Source organism: Ferrovibrio sp. (assembly GCF_017994015.1).
Taxonomy (GTDB): Bacteria; Pseudomonadota; Alphaproteobacteria; order Ferrovibrionales; family Ferrovibrionaceae; genus Ferrovibrio.
Window position 1 is genome coordinate 58,944 of record NZ_JAGOLP010000016.1, and the last position, 15,713, is coordinate 74,656.

General features: G+C 62.1%; 18 protein-coding genes. 7 read left to right on the forward strand and 11 right to left on the reverse strand.

The genetic code is table 11. From position 1 onward, the window contains the following. The first annotated feature begins 18 nt into the window (after positions 1 to 18). From lptD to rsmA, 4 genes are read left to right on the forward strand one after another with little or no spacing between them, the layout of a single operon-like run. On the forward strand, positions 19 to 2,145 hold the full coding sequence (lptD, locus tag KBB36_RS10570) for an LPS assembly protein LptD (RefSeq protein WP_290979966.1): 2,127 nt from the start codon (positions 19 to 21) through the stop codon (positions 2,143 to 2,145). 13 nt (positions 2,146 to 2,158) lie between these two features. Further along, on the forward strand, positions 2,159 to 3,430 hold the full coding sequence (locus KBB36_RS10575) for a peptidylprolyl isomerase (RefSeq protein ID WP_290979969.1): 1,272 nt from the start codon (positions 2,159 to 2,161) through the stop codon (positions 3,428 to 3,430). Positions 3,431 to 3,455: 25 nt separating this feature from the next. Beyond that, positions 3,456 to 4,430 (forward strand): 4-hydroxythreonine-4-phosphate dehydrogenase PdxA, encoded by a 975-nt coding sequence (gene pdxA / locus KBB36_RS10580; protein WP_290980018.1) that lies wholly within the window; start codon positions 3,456 to 3,458, stop codon positions 4,428 to 4,430. Further along, positions 4,423 to 5,268: a 16S rRNA (adenine(1518)-N(6)/adenine(1519)-N(6))-dimethyltransferase RsmA gene (gene rsmA / locus KBB36_RS10585; protein ID WP_290979972.1), complete on the forward strand. Its 846-nt coding sequence runs from the start codon at positions 4,423 to 4,425 to the stop codon at positions 5,266 to 5,268. The genes pdxA and rsmA overlap by 8 nt, the downstream gene beginning before the upstream one ends. Positions 5,269 to 5,271: 3 nt before the next feature. Here rsmA and gmk read toward each other — a convergent pair whose 3' ends face one another. Next, positions 5,272 to 5,913 carry a guanylate kinase gene (gmk, locus tag KBB36_RS10590; RefSeq protein ID WP_290979975.1) on the reverse strand — a complete coding sequence of 214 codons (642 nt, stop codon included), beginning with the start codon at positions 5,911 to 5,913 and terminating at the stop codon, positions 5,272 to 5,274. A gap of 13 nt (positions 5,914 to 5,926) precedes the next feature. Further along, positions 5,927 to 6,823, reverse strand: coding sequence for a YicC/YloC family endoribonuclease (locus tag KBB36_RS10595; RefSeq protein ID WP_290979980.1), 897 nt, complete (start codon positions 6,821 to 6,823; stop codon positions 5,927 to 5,929). A gap of 59 nt (positions 6,824 to 6,882) precedes the next feature. Between KBB36_RS10595 and KBB36_RS10600 the strand changes: the two genes are divergently transcribed. Then, a complete protein-coding gene (locus KBB36_RS10600) occupies positions 6,883 to 7,641 on the forward strand; it encodes an SDR family NAD(P)-dependent oxidoreductase (RefSeq protein ID WP_290979983.1) in 759 nt (252 codons plus the stop codon). Between the two features lie 3 nt (positions 7,642 to 7,644). Here KBB36_RS10600 and mltG read toward each other — a convergent pair whose 3' ends face one another. From mltG to KBB36_RS10630, 6 genes are all read right to left on the reverse strand, one after another. Then, positions 7,645 to 8,619: an endolytic transglycosylase MltG gene (gene mltG, locus KBB36_RS10605; RefSeq protein WP_290979985.1), complete on the reverse strand. Its 975-nt coding sequence runs from the start codon at positions 8,617 to 8,619 to the stop codon at positions 7,645 to 7,647. A gap of 2 nt (positions 8,620 to 8,621) precedes the next feature. Continuing rightward, the gene (gene fabF / locus KBB36_RS10610; RefSeq protein ID WP_290979987.1) at positions 8,622 to 9,899 is read right to left on the reverse strand and encodes a beta-ketoacyl-ACP synthase II; all 1,278 of its coding nucleotides are present in this window, start codon (positions 9,897 to 9,899) and stop codon (positions 8,622 to 8,624) included. Between the two features lie 100 nt (positions 9,900 to 9,999). After that, the gene (locus tag KBB36_RS10615; RefSeq protein WP_290979989.1) at positions 10,000 to 10,239 is read right to left on the reverse strand and encodes an acyl carrier protein; all 240 of its coding nucleotides are present in this window, start codon (positions 10,237 to 10,239) and stop codon (positions 10,000 to 10,002) included. A gap of 140 nt (positions 10,240 to 10,379) precedes the next feature. After that, positions 10,380 to 11,117, reverse strand: a complete 738-nt coding sequence (fabG, locus tag KBB36_RS10620) for a 3-oxoacyl-ACP reductase FabG (protein WP_290979991.1) — start codon at positions 11,115 to 11,117, stop codon at positions 10,380 to 10,382. A gap of 14 nt (positions 11,118 to 11,131) precedes the next feature. After that, entirely contained in the window at positions 11,132 to 12,073 is a 942-nt protein-coding gene (fabD, locus tag KBB36_RS10625) for an ACP S-malonyltransferase (protein ID WP_290979994.1), read from the reverse strand. A 59-nt stretch (positions 12,074 to 12,132) separates the two neighbouring features. Continuing rightward, positions 12,133 to 13,740, reverse strand: coding sequence for an FAD-dependent oxidoreductase (locus tag KBB36_RS10630; RefSeq protein ID WP_290979997.1), 1,608 nt, complete (start codon positions 13,738 to 13,740; stop codon positions 12,133 to 12,135). A 137-nt stretch (positions 13,741 to 13,877) separates the two neighbouring features. Here KBB36_RS10630 and KBB36_RS10635 point away from each other — a divergent pair, with 137 nt between their 5' ends. Next, positions 13,878 to 14,075 carry a hypothetical protein gene (locus KBB36_RS10635; protein ID WP_290980000.1) on the forward strand — a complete coding sequence of 66 codons (198 nt, stop codon included), beginning with the start codon at positions 13,878 to 13,880 and terminating at the stop codon, positions 14,073 to 14,075. 113 nt (positions 14,076 to 14,188) lie between these two features. Here KBB36_RS10635 and KBB36_RS10640 read toward each other — a convergent pair whose 3' ends face one another. From KBB36_RS10640 to KBB36_RS10650, 3 genes are all read right to left on the reverse strand, one after another. After that, a complete protein-coding gene (locus KBB36_RS10640) occupies positions 14,189 to 14,410 on the reverse strand; it encodes a hypothetical protein (protein ID WP_290980003.1) in 222 nt (73 codons plus the stop codon). A 251-nt stretch (positions 14,411 to 14,661) separates the two neighbouring features. Next, positions 14,662 to 15,024 carry a flagellar biosynthesis regulator FlaF gene (gene flaF, locus KBB36_RS10645; RefSeq protein WP_290980006.1) on the reverse strand — a complete coding sequence of 121 codons (363 nt, stop codon included), beginning with the start codon at positions 15,022 to 15,024 and terminating at the stop codon, positions 14,662 to 14,664. Beyond that, positions 14,981 to 15,397: a flagellar biosynthesis repressor FlbT gene (locus KBB36_RS10650; protein ID WP_290980009.1), complete on the reverse strand. Its 417-nt coding sequence runs from the start codon at positions 15,395 to 15,397 to the stop codon at positions 14,981 to 14,983. The genes flaF and KBB36_RS10650 overlap by 44 nt, the downstream gene beginning before the upstream one ends. Positions 15,398 to 15,513: 116 nt before the next feature. Between KBB36_RS10650 and KBB36_RS10655 the strand changes: the two genes are divergently transcribed. Next, a partial coding sequence (locus KBB36_RS10655; protein WP_290980012.1) for a hypothetical protein occupies positions 15,514 to 15,713 on the forward strand: 200 nt, incomplete at its 3' end.

Here is a 15,713-nt window from a genome sequence, read left to right on the forward strand (position 1 = left end):
GGACTAGGCCTGACGCTGATGGCCGGCCTTGTCATGCCCGCCATGGCGCAGCAATTGGCTGTAAACCCCAAAGACCCGGTGCTGCTGACCGCCAATAACCTGCGCTACGATCAGAATCTGGGCATCGTCACCGCCGAGGGCAATGTCGAAATGGCGCAGGATGGCCGCACATTGCTGGCCAACCTGGTGAGCTATTCCGAACGCGACGGCAAGGTAACGGCCTCGGGCAATGTCAGCATCATGGATGCCGATGGCACTGTGCTGTTTGCCGATTACCTGGAACTGACCGACAGCCTGCGCAACGGCTTTATCCGCGATATCAGCCTGCTGCTGAGCGACAATTCGCGCGCTGCCGCCGCCAGCGCCACCCGTACCGGCGGCAACAAGATTGTGATGAACAAGGCAGTCTACACGTCCTGTTCGCTTTGTGCCGCCGACCCGACCCGGGCGCCACTATGGCAGCTCAAAGGTGAGCGGGTGGAGCATGACGAGGCGGCTCAGGAAATCACCTATCGTGACGCTACGCTGGAGCTATTTGGCGTGCCGATCCTGTACACGCCATATTTCAGCCATCCTGACCCGACCGTGAGCCGCAAAAGCGGTTTCCTGGCGCCAAGCATCAGCACCAACAATTATTTCGGCGGCCTGCTGCGCACGCCCTACTATTACGTTATCGACGACAGTGCCGACCTGACCCTGACGCCACAATATTCGCGCAAGGAAGGCCCATTCCTGATGGGCGAATACCGCCAGCGCACGGCACGCGGCGAAATGCGCATGGATGCTTCAGTCACCCGCAGCCACGAGCGCGATGCCTTTGGCAATCGCGCCGATGACGAATATTTCCGTGGCCATGTGCGGGCCGATGCGGCATTCCGCAACGCTGCCGATCTGACCTACGGTTTTAACCTTTTCCGGAGTTCAGATGATACCTATCTGTCGCGCTATCAGATTCCGGATCGCGGCAACAACACGCTGACCAGCCGATTGTTCGCAGAGAACATCAGCAACCGCAATTTCCTCGCCGCCAATGCCTACAGCTTCCAGGGCCTGCGCTCCACCGATGTGCCTGGCCTCAGCCCCACTGTGCTGCCGCTGCTGGACTATTCCATGGTCGGCCAGCCTGGTGCCTATGGCGGACGCTGGGCCATGGATGCCAGCCTGGCAGCCCTTTACCGGCCCGGCGGCACTGACAGCCGGCGCCTGTCCACCACCTTCTCCTGGTCGCAGCCTTATTTCGCCCCGTCAGGCGAGGTCTATACCGCCACGGCGCAGCTCAAAGCCGATGGCTATTGGCTCAACGAATTGCAGGACCGCCCCTTCCTGCTCACCGGCGAGGAAGATACCCGATTCAGTGGTCGCGTGATCCCCTTGGTGGCGCTGGATTGGCGCTATCCGCTGGTGCGCGACACCGGTACAATCCGGCAGCTTATTGAACCCATTGTCGGCGTTGTACTGACGCCCTATGGCGGCAATCCGCGAGCAATCCCGAACGAGGATTCGCTCAGTTTTGAATTCGACGAGACCAACCTGTTCAGCTTCAATCGTTTTCCAGGCACTGATCGCGTCGATGGCGGGCCTAAGCTGAATTACGGTTTTCGCACCGCTGTCTATGGCAGCCGCGGCGGTTATTCAGAAGTGCTGATTGGGCAATCACTGCGCGCCCGTAGCGACGATACATTCGGCCCCGGCACCGGAGTGAGCGATCAGCTTTCCGATGTAGTCGCCCGCATAACAATATCGCCCAACGAGAATTTCTCTTTTTCCAATCGTCTGCGCCTGTCTCCCAACAGCAAATCCGACATCCAGCGCCAGGAAATCAGCATGACAGCCGGCCCGCAGGCATTGCGGTTGAGCCTGACCTATGCGGACTTGGCAAATTCGTCATTCGACAGCGCTTTGGGCGAACGAGAAGCGGTAAGTGCCGTGCTCAAGGCCCAGTTGGGTCAATACTGGAGCGTGGAGGGCCGGCATATCCGCGACCTGGGCGAGCGCGGCGGCTCACTACTGAACTTCCTCGGATTGCGCTATACTGACGAATGCTTTGATATCATGCTGTTCGCCGAACGCACCTTCACGGTGAACCGCGACATTCAGCCCGCCACCACGGTGGGCATGCGCTTCACCCTCGCAAACTTCAATTGAGCCGGAAGCAAAGATGTGCCGATTAATCGCCATACTCCTTCTCGCCATTGCCCAGCTAGGCCTTGCCCAAACATTGCAGCCGGCCCGGGCACAAGATGGCAGCTTGCGCATTGTCGCCATTGTAAATGACGAGGTGGTTTCGGTGCGCGATGTGGTGGAGCGCATGCGCATGACGCTGCTCACCACCGGCATTCCGAATACACCGGAAATCCAACGTCAATTGCGCGAACAGGCACTACGCGTGTTGGTTGATGAACGGCTTTACATGCAGGAAGCCAAAAGGCGCAACTTTACTTTGCCGCAGGAAGAGATCGACCGCGCCGTGGAGAATATCGAGCGGCAGATGAACATTCCAGCGGGTCGCTTTGAGCAGGCGGCAGTACAGATGGGCCTGGATCCGAAAGCCTTCATCGAGAATATCCGGGCCAATCTGACCTGGGGACGTTTGGTGCGCGCCCGCTTCTTTTCGACGAATACGATTACCGAGCAGGAAGTGGATGAAGCTGTGGAACGGCTGCGCGCCCGTGCCGGCCAGACTGAGGATCTTGTGTCTGAAATTCTTATCCCGGTCGATGGCCCGGACCAGGAAGACAGCGCCAAGCAGACAGCGCTCCAGGTAGTGGAGCAATTGCGCGGGCGCGGCAGCAATTTCGCGGCCCTGGCACGACAGTTCAGCCGTGGTCCGACGGCTGCCAATGGCGGTGATATCGGCTGGGTGGCACGCGGCACACTGCCGGACGAGCAGGAGGAGGCTTTGGCCAAGCTGGAACGCAACACCTTCACCGACCCCGTGCGTTCCACCGGCGGCTATTATATCTTCGGCCTGCGCGACCGCCGCCGCGTGGCGGAAGCTGCGGCGCAGGATATCAAACTTACCTTGAGCCAGATCATGATCGGCCTGGCGCCCAATGCGCAGGCGGCAGAAGTGGAAACCGCGATGGCGCTGGCCCGCACGGTGCGTGAAAGCATTAGCAAATGCGAAGATGTGGAACCGCTGGCAAAGGAATTAAAAGCCCAGGGTTCGGGCAGCCTCGGCACCGTGCGGCTGGCAGATCTGCCGGAGAATTTTCGCAATGCAGTGAAGGATGTGCAGCCGAACCAGACCTCGCAGCCGGTGGCAACGCCACGCGCCGTGCATATCTTCACCGTTTGTGAGCGCGATGAGCCGAAAAGCGGCATCGATCGCACCCAGGTGCGCAACAGCATCGCGCAGCAGCGCATTGCGCTGATGAGCCAGCGCTATTTGCAGGATTTGCGCCGTGACGCCACAATCGAGTTCCGCTGACCCGGCAGCGCCGCTCGCCCTTACCATGGGCGAGCCGGCCGGCATCGGCGGCGAAATTACGCTGAAGGCTTGGCAGCAACGCCACCATGCCAGGCTTTCGCCCTTTTTTGTGCTCGACGATCCGACGCGGCTAAAAGCACTGGCGACGCAGCTTGGCTGGAATGTGCCGCTGGTGGTAATCGACACACCGGATCAGGCCAGCATCTTGTTTGACCAGGCCCTGCCGGTATTGCCGCTGGCTTTGGCCGCGCCAGTGCACGCCGGCCGCCCGGATGACGCCAATGCGCCAATGGTGATCGCCGCCATCGAACAGGCCGTGGCGCTGGCACAATCCGGCGCTGCCGGCGCCGTGGTGACCAATCCGATCCACAAAGCCGCGTTATATGGCGCCGGCTTCAAATATCCCGGCCATACCGAATTTGTTGCCGCGCTTTGTGGCAATGCCGAAGTGGCGATGATGCTGGCGTCGCCGCAATTGCGCGTGGTGCTGGTTTCGATCCATGTTTCGCTGCGCCAGGCCATCGAAACGCTGACCAGCGATGGCATTCTGCATATTGCCCGCATCGCGGCCAGGGCATTGCAGCGTGACTTCGGCATAGCCAGGCCGCGCCTCGGCATTGCCGGCCTCAATCCGCATGCCGGCGAGGCCGGCAGCATGGGGCATGAGGATGCCGCCATCGTGGCGCCAGCCGTGGCGCAACTGCGCGCCGAAGGCATCGATGCCTTTGGCCCGTTGCCACCAGACACCATGTTTCATGCCGAAGCCCGCGCCGGCTATGATGCCGCCATCTGCATGTATCACGACCAGGGCCTGATCCCGCTCAAGACGCTGGATTTTGACCGGGGCGTCAACATCACGCTCGGCCTGCCGATCATCCGCACCTCGCCCGACCACGGCACCGCCTTTGACATCGCCGGCAGCGGCCAGGCCAAGCCGGACAGCCTGATTGCCGCGTTGCAGATGGCCGGCGACATGGCCCGGCAGCGCCGCAATGGATAACACCGCCATCGAAGCATTGCCGCCGCTGCGCGAAGTGATTGCCGAACATGAGCTGGCGGCAAAGAAAGCGCTGGGGCAGAATTTCCTGCTAGACCTCAATCTGACGCGCAAGATCGCCCGGGCCGGCAAGGCGGCTGGGGGACAATGGGCGGCGGAGAAGGTCGTTGAGATCGGCCCTGGCCCTGGCGGCCTGACGCGGGCACTGCTGCTGGAAGACGCAGCCCAGGTAATTGCCGTGGAGCGCGATGAGCGTTGCCTGGCGGCGCTGGCGCCCGTGGTGCAGGCGGCTGCCGGACGGCTGACATTGCAGGCCGGCGATGCACTGGAAACCGATCTGGCAGCCTTGTGCGAGGGCACGCCCTATCAGATTGTCGCCAACCTGCCCTACAATATCGCCACGCCGTTGCTGCTGCGCTGGCTGCTGGCGCCGCAGCCGCCGCGCCGGCTGACCGTACTGGTGCAGAAGGAAGTGGCGGAGCGCATTGCGGCACCCGCCGGCAGCGACGCCTATGGCCGGCTCTCGGTGATCATGCAATGGTGCGCCGAAGTGCGGCTGCTGTTTGATATCGGCCCGAAGGCTTTTGTGCCGCCGCCGAAAGTCACCTCCACGCTGGTGGAGTTGGTGCCGCGTGCAACGCCGCTGGCCGAGGCCGAAACCGGCAAGCTGGAACGTGTCACCGCTGCCGCCTTTGGTCAGCGCCGCAAGATGTTGCGATCGGCGCTGAAAAGCCTGTGGCCGGATGCGGAAGCACGCCTCTCGGCGCTGGGTATCGAGCCGACACGACGGGCCGAGACACTCAATATCGAGGAATTCTGCGCCCTGGCGCGGGCGTTATAAGCCCTACTGGCCCTCGCGCAGCAGCTTGACGAAATCGACCAGGCCCGTACCGCGATGGCGCTTGAGCCGCTCGGCATGCAGGATGGCGGTCACTTCGGCCAGGCAGCGCTCCATATTGTCATTGATGACAATGTAATCATATTCCGCCCAATGGCTGATCTCGTCGGCCGCCTTGGCCATACGCTTGGCCACCACTTCGGCGGAATCCTGCGCCCGGGTATGCAGGCGCTTCTCCAGATCGCGGGTAGAAGGCGGCAGGATAAAAACGCTGACCAAGTCCTTCTCGGCATGCTGACGCAATTGCTGCGTGCCCTGCCAGTCGATATCAAACAGGATGTCCTGGCCGCGTGACAGGCGATGCTCCACCGCCTCGCGCGGCGTGCCGTAGTAATTGTCGAACACCTTGGCATGTTCCAGCAATTCATGCCGGTTGATCATCAGGCCGAAGCTTTCGTTGTCGATGAAATGATAGTCGCGCCCATCCACCTCGCCCGGGCGGCGCTGCCGCGTGGTGACTGAAATGGAGAGATGCAGCTCCGGTTCGGCTTGCAGCAGGCGGCGCGAGATTGTGGTCTTGCCTGCGCCTGAAGGCGACGACAGCACCAGCATCAGGCCGCGGCGTTCGAGCTTTATTTCATCACGCATGGCGCTGCCGCCCTTATTCCACGTTCTGCGCCTGCTCGCGCAGACGATCCACCACCAACTTCAGATCAAGCCCGATCCGGGTCAGGGCCGGGTCGAAGGCCTTGGAGCACAGCGTATTGGCTTCACGATTGAATTCCTGCGCCAGAAAATCCAGCTTGCGGCCCACGCCCTTGGCATCCTTGCCATCCAGCAGGCCACGGGCTGCCTGGATATGGGTGCGCAGCCGGTCCAGTTCCTCGCGCACATCCAGGCGCGTGATCTGCATCGCCAGTTCCTGCGCCAGCCGCTCGGGCGCCACCGGCGGGTTGATGCCGAGCAGGTCTTCAAGCTGCTGCTGCAAACGGCGCCGCAAGCCATCGGGCCGTGCCGCTGCGGTTTCGGCGGCCTGCGCCACCAGGGTTTCAATCTCGTCAAGCAAGCTGTCCAGCAAGGCTTTCAGCTTGCCACCCTCGGCCGCCCGGCTGGCCACCAGGCGATCCAAAGCCTCAACAAAGCTGCGTTTCAGCGCAGCTTCAAGCACCACCTGGCTTGCCGGATCAGCAGCATCAGCCACCGGTTCCACCACGCCACGCACCGCCAGCAGCCCATCCAGGCGCGGCGCGCCGATGCCGCGTGCTTCCAACCGGCCAGCCAGGGCAAGCAATTGCTCCAGCAAGGCTTCGTTCAGGCGATAGCGCGGCGCGGCATTCTCATCATCGAGAAAATTCAGATTGAGCGTGATATTGCCACGTCCAAGCTTCTGCTGCGCCTGGCTGCGGATTTCCGCTTCCACGGCCTCAAAGCCGGATGGCAGCCGGAAACGTAATTCCAGCCCACGGCCATTGACCGACTTCAGCTCCCAAATCCAGGCCCTGCCGGCCTCGATGCGACCATCGGCACGGGCGAAGCCGGTCATGCTTTGCAGCGACACGCGATACTCTCCTTGCTACTGTGATTTCACATTATACCGCAGGGAATCGAGGCGAAGCCATGGCCGAATCGGCACCACGCAACATCCTGATCACCGGCGCCTCCAGCGGCATCGGCGAGGCGCTGGCGCTGCATTACGCCGCCCCGGGCATTTCCCTGGTGCTGACCGGGCGCGATAGCGGACGGCTGGAACAAGTGGTGGCCGCCTGCCGCGCCAAGGGCGCCACGGCCTCGGGCCATGCGGTGCCGGTCACGGATGCAGGTGCAATGGCACAGCTTATCGAAGCCAGCCTGCCGCTTGATCTGGTGGTAGCCAATGCCGGCATTTCCGGCGGTTTCAAAAACTGGGACGAATTCGACCCCCATGTGCGTGAAATTGCAGCGGTGAATATCGATGGCGTGTTCAACACGGTGAACCCGGCCGCGCAATTCATGGTGCGCCAGGGCCATGGCCAGATTGCCGTGGTGGCTTCAATGGCCAGTTTTGTCGCCCTGCCCGGTGCGGCGATCTATTCGGCCTCAAAGGCTTTTGCCCGCCTCTATGCCGAAGGGCTGCGCGGCCAATTGGCCAAGCACAATGTGCGTGTTTCTGCCATCTGCCCCGGTTTTGTGGTCAGCCGGATGACGGCGAAGAACCGTTTCCCGATGCCGTTCCTGATGGATGCCGAGCGCGCCGCCGGCATCATCGCGCGTGGCCTGGCGCGCAACCAGGGCCGCATCGCCTTTCCCTGGCGCATGCTGGCGCTGATGCGGCTGCTGGAAACGCTGCCCTACCCGCTCACCGCATGGCTGCTGCGCCGCGCGCCCGCGAAAGACTGAGTTTCAACGCCCCTGGCTGGCGCGATAGGCCGCCACATTGCGCAGATGCTGTTCATAGGTTTCGGCAAAGACATGGCCGCTCTTGCCATCGGCGACAAAATACAGCGCCCTGGTGCTGGCCGGGTTAAGAACGGCGGCCAGGCTGGCGCGGCCCGGATGGTTGATCGGCGTCGGCGGCAGCGCATCGATGCTATAGGTATTCCACGGCGTTGGCTGGGCCAGATCGGCGCGACTAAGCGGCCGCTCCAGTTCGCGCTCGCCCAGAGTGATGCCATAGATCACGGTGGGGTCGGATTGCAGCTTCATGCCGCGTCGCAGCCGGTTGATGAATACCCCGGCCACCTGCGGCCGCTCCTCGGCCAGCGGTGTTTCCGCTTCCACGATGGAAGCCAGGATCACAGCCTGTTCCGGATTTTGCAGCGGCAATTCGGCGCTGCGCTGGGCCCAAAGCCGGGCCAGCATTTCATCACGTGCGCGCGCCATACGTTGCAGCAAATCAGCCCGCGCATCGCCATGGCTGTAGAGATAGGTTTCCGGCAGCAAGCTGCCTTCCGCCAGCCGCGTCGGCACAGCACCGGTCATCGCTTCGGCCTGCGCCAGGGCGCGCAGCAATTCGCCGCTGCTCCAGCCTTCGGGCATGGTGAATTTGCGGAAATGCACCTTGCCGGCGGCAATTCTCTCCAGCAAGGCACGCGGCGTGTCGCCCGGCTCCAGAGCATATTCGCCGGCCTTGAGCTGAGCCGCTTTGCCGGTCCAGGCCGCAGCCAGTCGCAACAGCCGGTGATCTTCTATCGCGCCTGCCGCTTCCAGGCGCTGCGCAATGCCCTCTACGCCGCTGCCGCGTGGCAGCAGCACCAGCGCAGGCTTGGTCAGCGGCCCGGGCTTATCGAGCCAGGATTGAAACCAGAAAGCAGCGCTCCCCGTGCCGGCGCCGGCCACCAGCAGCAAAGCCAGCAGCCAGCGGGCCAGGGCGCGCATGGTCAGGCGTCGTAGCGCTTCAGCACCAGCGAGGCGTTGGTGCCGCCGAAGCCGAATGAATTCGACAACGCCGCGCGCACCTCGCGCTTCTTGGCCTGCTTCGGCACCAGGTCCATACCCTCTGCGCCATCGCAGGGATCATCCAGGTTCAGCGTCGGCGGCACAATGCCATGCTTGATCGCCAGCACCGAGAAGATCGCCTCCACCGCACCGGCCGCGCCAAGCAGATGGCCGATGGCCGACTTGGTGGATGACATTGACAGGCTGGCCACGGCATTGCCAAACAGCCGCTTAACCGCCTTCAGCTCAATCTCGTCGCCGAGCGGCGTCGAGGTGCCGTGAGCATTGATATAATCGATATCGCCCGGGGTCATGCCAGCACGCTTGAGCGCCATCTGCATGCAGCGGAAGGCGCCGTCACCGCTCTCATGCGGCGCAGTGATGTGATAGGCATCGCCCGACAGGCCATAGCCAACCACTTCGGCATAAATCTTGGCGCCACGCGCCTTGGCATGCTCCAGCTCCTCGAGCACTACCACGCCGGCACCCTCGCCCATCACAAAACCATCGCGGCCCTTATCCCAGGGGCGCGAACCGGCAGTGGGGTTGTCGTTATAGCCGGTGGACAGCGCACGCGCTGCGGCAAAGCCGGCCACACCAAGCGGGCCGATGGTGGCTTCGGCACCGCCTGCCACCATCACATCGGCATCATCCAGCATGATCAGCCGCGCGGCATCGCCAATGGCATGTGCGCCGGTGGAACAGGCCGTCACCACTGCATGGTTCGGACCCTTGAAGCCGTATTCGATGGAAACATGGCCGGAAACCAGGTTGATCAGGCGGCCAGGCACAAAGAATGGGCTGATGCGGCGATGCCCCTTCTCCTTCAGTGTGATGGCGGCTTCTTCGATGCCGTTCAGGCCACCGATGCCCGAGCCGATCAGCACGCCGGTGCGGCAGCGCTGTTCCTCATCGGCCGGCACCCAGCCGGAATCGACCACCGCCTGCTTGGCAGCGGCAAGGCCATAGACGATGAAATCATCAACCCGCTTGCGTTCCTTGGCTTCCATCCACTGGTCGGGATCGAAGGCATCGTCGCGTTCAGGGTGATCCGCCTTCAGCGGCACCTGACCGGCAATGCGGGCCGGCATCTCGCCAATGGGAAAACGGGTGATCGGACCAAGACCCGACTCGCCATTAATCAGACGGGTCCAGGTGGCTTCAACGCCGCAGGCCAGCGGCGTGACCAAGCCTAGGCCGGTTACGACGACACGACGCATGGCGGAGCCTCATTCAACAAATGCTGGAAATGTGGAAACCGGCGCGGATTTACCGCGCCGGCTCGGTCGATTGACGAAATGCCAACCGGCGCCGCCGTGATCAGGAGGGCGACTTCTCGGTGATGAAGTCGATCGCGTCCTTCACGGTCAGGATCTTCTCGGCCGCATCGTCCGGAATTTCAACGCCGAATTCTTCCTCGAACGCCATCACCAGCTCGACAGTGTCGAGGCTGTCCGCGCCGAGATCGTCGATGAAGCTCGCGTTTTCGGTGACCTTCTCGGCCTCAACGCCGAGATGCTCGACGACGATCTTCTTAACGCGCTCACCAATGTCGCTCATAGTGTCAAATCCTTGTGGTTCGTTGCTGCCCAATCCGGCTCATCCAGAGAGCCGACCGGCAGTTGGGGGCCTCCCTTAGCATAGAACGCGGGGGCTTCCAAGCATCCTCTGGGATGCCCTGCTCCCCGGCCTATACCGGTTTAAATCATGGCCATGCCGCCGTTGACATGCAAGGTCTGGCCGGTGACATACGCAGCTTCCAGCGACGCCAGGTAGACCACGGCCGCCGCGATTTCCGGGCTCTGGCCCAGCCGGCCGGCCGGAACTTTGGTCAGAATCGTAGTCTTCTGCTGCTCGTTCAAGGCGTCGGTCATGGCGGTTTCGATAAAACCGGGGGCGACGCAGTTGACCGTGATATTGCGCGAGGCAACTTCCTGCGCCAGCGATTTCGACAGGCCAACCAGGCCGGCCTTGGCCGCCGCATAATTGATCTGGCCCGGATTGCCGGTGGTGCCGACCACTGACGTGATCGAGACAATACGGCCCCAGCGGCGCTTCATCATGCCCTTCAAGGCGGCCCGGCTGAGCCGGAAGGCAGCGGTCAGGTTCACATCCAGCACACTCTGCCAGTCGTCATCCTTCATCCGCATCGCCAGGCCATCGCGGGTGATGCCGGCATTGTTGACCAGGATATCAACCTGGCCCATCGCCGCCTCGGCCTGGCCGATCAGCGCATCCACTGCCGCCGCGTCCGACAGGTTGCAGGGCAGCACATGAGCACGAGAACCCAGCTTCGCAGCGGCTTCCTGCAACACGGCCTCGCGGGTGCCAGACAGAGCAACAGTGGCGCCCTGGGCATGCAGGGCCTCGGCGATGGCGCCGCCGATGCCGCCGGTGGCGCCGGTAACCAGAGCAGTCTTGCCGGTCAGGTCGAACATGGGTGTTGTCTCCTTCAAACCGATTTGGCCCAGGCTTCCAGTTCCGCCGGGGAGTTGAGGCTGGTCGCTTCGATGCTCTTGTCGATCCGCTTGACCAGGCCGGCCAGCACCTTGCCCGAGCCCAGTTCCACCGCCTGGGCCACATCCTGCTCCTTGAGCCACAGGGTCAGCTCGCGCCAGCGCACCAGACCGGTGACCTGTGCCACCAGCAACTTCTTGATATCAGCCGGGTTCGACTCGCCCTTGGCAGTGACATTCGACACCACCGGCAGCTTCGGCGCCAGCAAAGTAACATCGGCCAGTGCCGCCTGCATCGCATCGGCGGCCGGCTGCATCAGGGCGCAATGGAAGGGCGCGCTCACCGGCAGCAGCATCGCGCGCTTGCCGCCCTTGGCCTTGGCCACTTCCAGCGCCCGCTCCACGGCGGTGCGCTTGCCGGAAATCACCACCTGGCCCGGGCCATTATCATTGGCGCAGCTCACCACCTCGCCCTGGGCGGCTTCTTCCACCACCGCCTGGGCCACATCCAGATCAACACCAAGCAGCGCGGCCATGGCACCCTCGCCCACCGGCACGGCCTTCTGCATCGCCTGGCCGCGCAGTTTCAGCAGCCGCGCGGTATCGGCCAGGGTGAGCGACCCCATGGCACAGAGCGCCGAATATTCGCCCAGGCTGTGGCCGGCGGCGTAGCTGGCCTTGGCCACCAGATCAACACCAAATTCCTGCTCCAGCACCCGCACCACTGCCAGGCTCACCGCCATCAGCGCCGGTTGGGCATTTTCGGTCAGGATCAGCTCGGTTTCCGGCCCTTCGAACATCAGGCTGCTCAGCTTCTGCGACAACGCATCATCGACTTCCTGGAATACCAGCCGGGCCGGCGCAAAAGCCCCCGCCAGTTCCTTGCCCATGCCAACCGCCTGGCTGCCCTGGCCGGGGAATAAATAGGCGCGTGTCATCAGAACAGACTCCTTGCCGCTAAAAACCGGCGCCAGTGATAGACGGCCACCCGCTGGAGTCAAGCCTGTATGGCGGGGAAACCCAAGGCTGTGCGATAAGCGGTCAACACCTGTTCCGGTTTCGGCGCCCTATGCCAGCGCGCTGCCACATGCTGATCCGGTCGCAACAAATAGACACTGCCCGCCACCGCGCCATAGCGCTCGGCGGCCTGGCCCATGGCTGGCAGGGTTACAACGGCAATCTGCTGCGGCAGCGGATTGACCGGCGCGTCACCAAAACCCAATAAGGTGAAGCCGCCCTGCTGGCAGCGGCGCAACAGCCAGTCACCCTCAGGCAAAGGGGCATCCTGCGCCGGGGCGCCTGGCGCCAGGGCCGGCGCCGAAACGGCCAAAGCTGGGTCGTCCGGGCTGTTGAGCGGTGTGTCATGGTAGTGGCTGGGCAGCGACAGGCGGCCGGAATTGACCAGCCGGCGGGCAAAACCAAACTGCCCGGCCAGTTCCAGCACGGCATCGCGCATCAGCCGTGCCGCCTCGCCCTTGGGCGCGATGAAATCGGTGCTGCGGGTGGAATTGAGGATATTCTCGTCGGCGGCGGCCAGCCGCTCGGTATCATAACTTTCCAGCAAAGCCGGCCCGGCCTCGCCACGCAGGCAGGCGGCCAGCTTCCAGGCCAGATTATCGGCATCCTGCACACCCGAATTGGCACCGCGCGCACCAAAAGGCGACACCTGATGTGCCGCATCGCCGATGAAGAACAGCCGGCCATGGTGGAAACGATCAAGCCGGCGGCATTGAAATGTGTAGACGCTGACCCATTCCAGTTCAAAATCGGCTTCCGGCCCAAGCATCTGGCGCAGGCGCGGCAGCACACGCTCCGGCTGGCGCTCGGCCTCCGGATCAGCATCCGGGCCGAGCTGCAAATCAATACGCCACACATCATCGGGCTGTTTGTGCAGCAGGGCCGAGCCGCCGCCATGGAACGGCGGCTCAAACCAGAACCAGCGTTCGGTAGGAAACGCCGCCCGCATCTTCACATCGGCAATCAGGAAGCGGTCTTCAAAGACCTGGCCCCGGAAATCCAGCCCCAAACTGCGTCGCAGGCTGGACCGCGCGCCATCTGCGGCCAGCACGTAATCGGCCCGGATCGTATAGGTGCCCTGCCCGGTCTCGATATCCAGTTCCACCGCCTCGGCATGGTTACGCACGGCAACGGCCTTGTGGCACCAGCGCAACTCGATCAGCGGCTGCTGCTGTGCTGCAGCCACCAGCGCGGCTTCAGCATGGTATTGCTGGAGATTGATGAAGGCCGGGAAACGATGCCCGCTCTCGGGCAGCAGGTCGAAACGGTAAAGCTGCTCGGCACCGTGGAACACCTTGCCGACCTGCCAGGTGACGCCGCGTTCCAGCATGCTTTCACCAACATGGAGGCGATCCCATATTTCCAGCGTGCGCTTGGCATAGCAGATGGCGCGGCTGCCGGTGCTGACCGTGTCGTCATCATCCAGCAGCAGCACGGCAATGCCCTGGCCGGCCAGGTCAAGCGCGGCAGTGAGGCCAACCGGGCCACCACCGACAATCACCACAGGTTTATGCTCCAGGCCGCCTGGCGGCAGTTCGGGGCGCGGCGAGGCACCAAAACGGATTTCGACCGCCGGAATTGCCGACATCCCCCCCTCCCATCGCGATATTGTTACATTTGAAACTATTATAGGGGTGACAGCCGCTACTGGAAAGCCCCACTTGCGGCTTGCCGAAGCGGCATTCTTGGCGTAATCATATTTCACCGCTTCAGAAGGAGGCTGTAATGTCGGCCATTGCCCAGGAATTACAATTCGTCGGGATGAAAGTTGCCCGTGATACCCAGCTCACCATGTTGAGCGCGGTTGCAGCCGGCCTTGAGAATATCAAACAGATCACCGCTGCCGCCAATCAGGGCGGTTCCAGCCAGGCAGCTGCGCCGCTGCCGCAGGGTGTTGGCGGCCAGGTTGACGTGTCTGCCTGAACCACATTTGCTGCCCGCTCAGCGCGGCAAGCAGTAAAAAACAGCGTTGAAAAAAAACGGCACCGGCGATTTGAAGCGCCGATGCCGTTTTGAATTGTTGCTATCCGGCGGGATTAGCCGGCGTCGAACGCGCCCGAGCGGATGGTATCGGGCAACTTCTCCAAGCCATGCGCAGTTACCGCCTTGCCGAAGATCGCCGTAAGCTCGGCCAGCGCCATGCTCATGGCAATCGCCGCCACGATCTCACGCGACACGCCGCCATTCACCAGCGCCTCCCACGAAGCGACAAACGCCTCGCGCGTCACCTTGCTCTGTTCCTCTTCCGACATCGCCATGGGCATCGCCCCCTCTATGTTATTCGACCCGGCCTCGGATGGAGGCTGACATAGCCTTCATCCCATAAAGTGGTTGATCGAAGGTAAATAGCTTTACGCTTTTGGCGGCGGAAATCTATTCAATTGCGAGTTAATGCGGCGTTTCAGGCCTGGAAATCATAAAAAAAGCACGGGAATTCTTCACCTTGCGCGGTGGACGCTTCATGCCCCGGCCGGCTCGACAACCGCAGGCTGCTGCCGGCTGGACGGCCCTATTTCAGGCCTTCCATGATGTTGCGGTTGATCGCAATCAGCGGCTCGATATCGGTCGATTTGCCTTGCGTGATCTCGTCGGTTCGCTTGTTCACGAACAGGCAGATGTTGATCAGCGAGAGTTTGAGGTCCCGGCTCATTGGATTTTTTTCGTCAAGCACTTCCGGCATCAGGTGGTTCCACATGTCGCGGTTCCAGCCGATGGCATAGGCAATCTTGCTTGTATCTGCCGGCACCTTGCTGAGCATCAGCGGCCGCACATCCATCAAGGCCCGAGTGACCGACGAAAACAGCCGGTACTCGATCTGCCTCGGCGTCTCAAGGGCGTTCTGTGCCTTGGTGTAGGGGTTTGTTCCGGACATCGAGCAATCTCCTTTCCACTTCGATCAGCCGACGGGCATGTTTCAGCAGGCGGAAAAAATCCTGCTGCGCCAGCGCCGCACCGATACTCGCGATCAAAGCATTGGTACTCGGAGCCGCCTTAACGAACTCCAAACATGCGGCCTTGATTTGCGGATAATACTCGTCGAAACGCTCTTCCCAGAGATAAGTAAGCTGGCAAAGGTAGTAGATGCGTTTTGCCGGCGAATCGGCATCCTCGGGGCGCATGATATGTTTTTCGCGCAAAAAGGATGCTTTGTTCTCGATCACAATACTGGCCGACTTGGACAGGCTCAGCACTGCCCGGTTCAGAATGAACTTTTCGCCTGCTTTCAGTGTGATGATGAGCGGCACGGACACTTACCGGAACCGCCATAACGGCCCGGCCCTCTGTTTGAACGACACCAGACAGGCGATGACTGCAACAGCCTAACGCCTTTGCAAACGACGCTAGAACATTGTCTGCCGATATGGAAGCGCTGCGCCGATTTTCAGCGGCTAAAAGGGAAATGGCCTGGCGTTGCCTGAACAAGAAAGGCGCCTTGCGGCCCTCACCCGAAAAAGAAAGGGGCCTTGCGGCCCCTTTCCGACCCGGCCACAGCCGGGAATATGTTTTGCGTATACCGCTATTAACGGAACAGGCTGAGCAGGGTGTTGGGCTGCTGGTTGG

Excerpts from the sequence above, each read along its gene's own strand:
- flaF (WP_290980006.1), bottom strand. The coding sequence starts at position 15,024 with ATGTCCGGAACAAACCCCTACACCAAGGCACAGAACGCCCTTGAGACG.
- fabF (WP_290979987.1), bottom strand. The coding sequence starts at position 9,899 with ATGCGTCGTGTCGTCGTAACCGGCCTAGGCTTGGTCACGCCGCTGGCC.
- fabG (WP_290979991.1), bottom strand. The coding sequence starts at position 11,117 with ATGTTCGACCTGACCGGCAAGACTGCTCTGGTTACCGGCGCCACCGGC.
- KBB36_RS10615 (WP_290979989.1), bottom strand. The coding sequence starts at position 10,239 with ATGAGCGACATTGGTGAGCGCGTTAAGAAGATCGTCGTCGAGCATCTC.
- KBB36_RS10640 (WP_290980003.1), bottom strand. The coding sequence starts at position 14,410 with ATGGCGATGTCGGAAGAGGAACAGAGCAAGGTGACGCGCGAGGCGTTT.
- gmk (WP_290979975.1), bottom strand. The coding sequence starts at position 5,913 with ATGCGTGATGAAATAAAGCTCGAACGCCGCGGCCTGATGCTGGTGCTG.
- KBB36_RS10630 (WP_290979997.1), bottom strand. The coding sequence starts at position 13,740 with ATGTCGGCAATTCCGGCGGTCGAAATCCGTTTTGGTGCCTCGCCGCGC.
- pdxA (WP_290980018.1), top strand. The coding sequence starts at position 3,456 with ATGGGCGAGCCGGCCGGCATCGGCGGCGAAATTACGCTGAAGGCTTGG.
- KBB36_RS10635 (WP_290980000.1), top strand. The coding sequence starts at position 13,878 with ATGTCGGCCATTGCCCAGGAATTACAATTCGTCGGGATGAAAGTTGCC.
- KBB36_RS10575 (WP_290979969.1), top strand. The coding sequence starts at position 2,159 with ATGTGCCGATTAATCGCCATACTCCTTCTCGCCATTGCCCAGCTAGGC.
- lptD (WP_290979966.1), top strand. The coding sequence starts at position 19 with ATGGCCGGCCTTGTCATGCCCGCCATGGCGCAGCAATTGGCTGTAAAC.
- KBB36_RS10600 (WP_290979983.1), top strand. The coding sequence starts at position 6,883 with ATGGCCGAATCGGCACCACGCAACATCCTGATCACCGGCGCCTCCAGC.
- mltG (WP_290979985.1), bottom strand. The coding sequence starts at position 8,619 with ATGCGCGCCCTGGCCCGCTGGCTGCTGGCTTTGCTGCTGGTGGCCGGC.
- fabD (WP_290979994.1), bottom strand. The coding sequence starts at position 12,073 with ATGACACGCGCCTATTTATTCCCCGGCCAGGGCAGCCAGGCGGTTGGC.
- rsmA (WP_290979972.1), top strand. The coding sequence starts at position 4,423 with ATGGATAACACCGCCATCGAAGCATTGCCGCCGCTGCGCGAAGTGATT.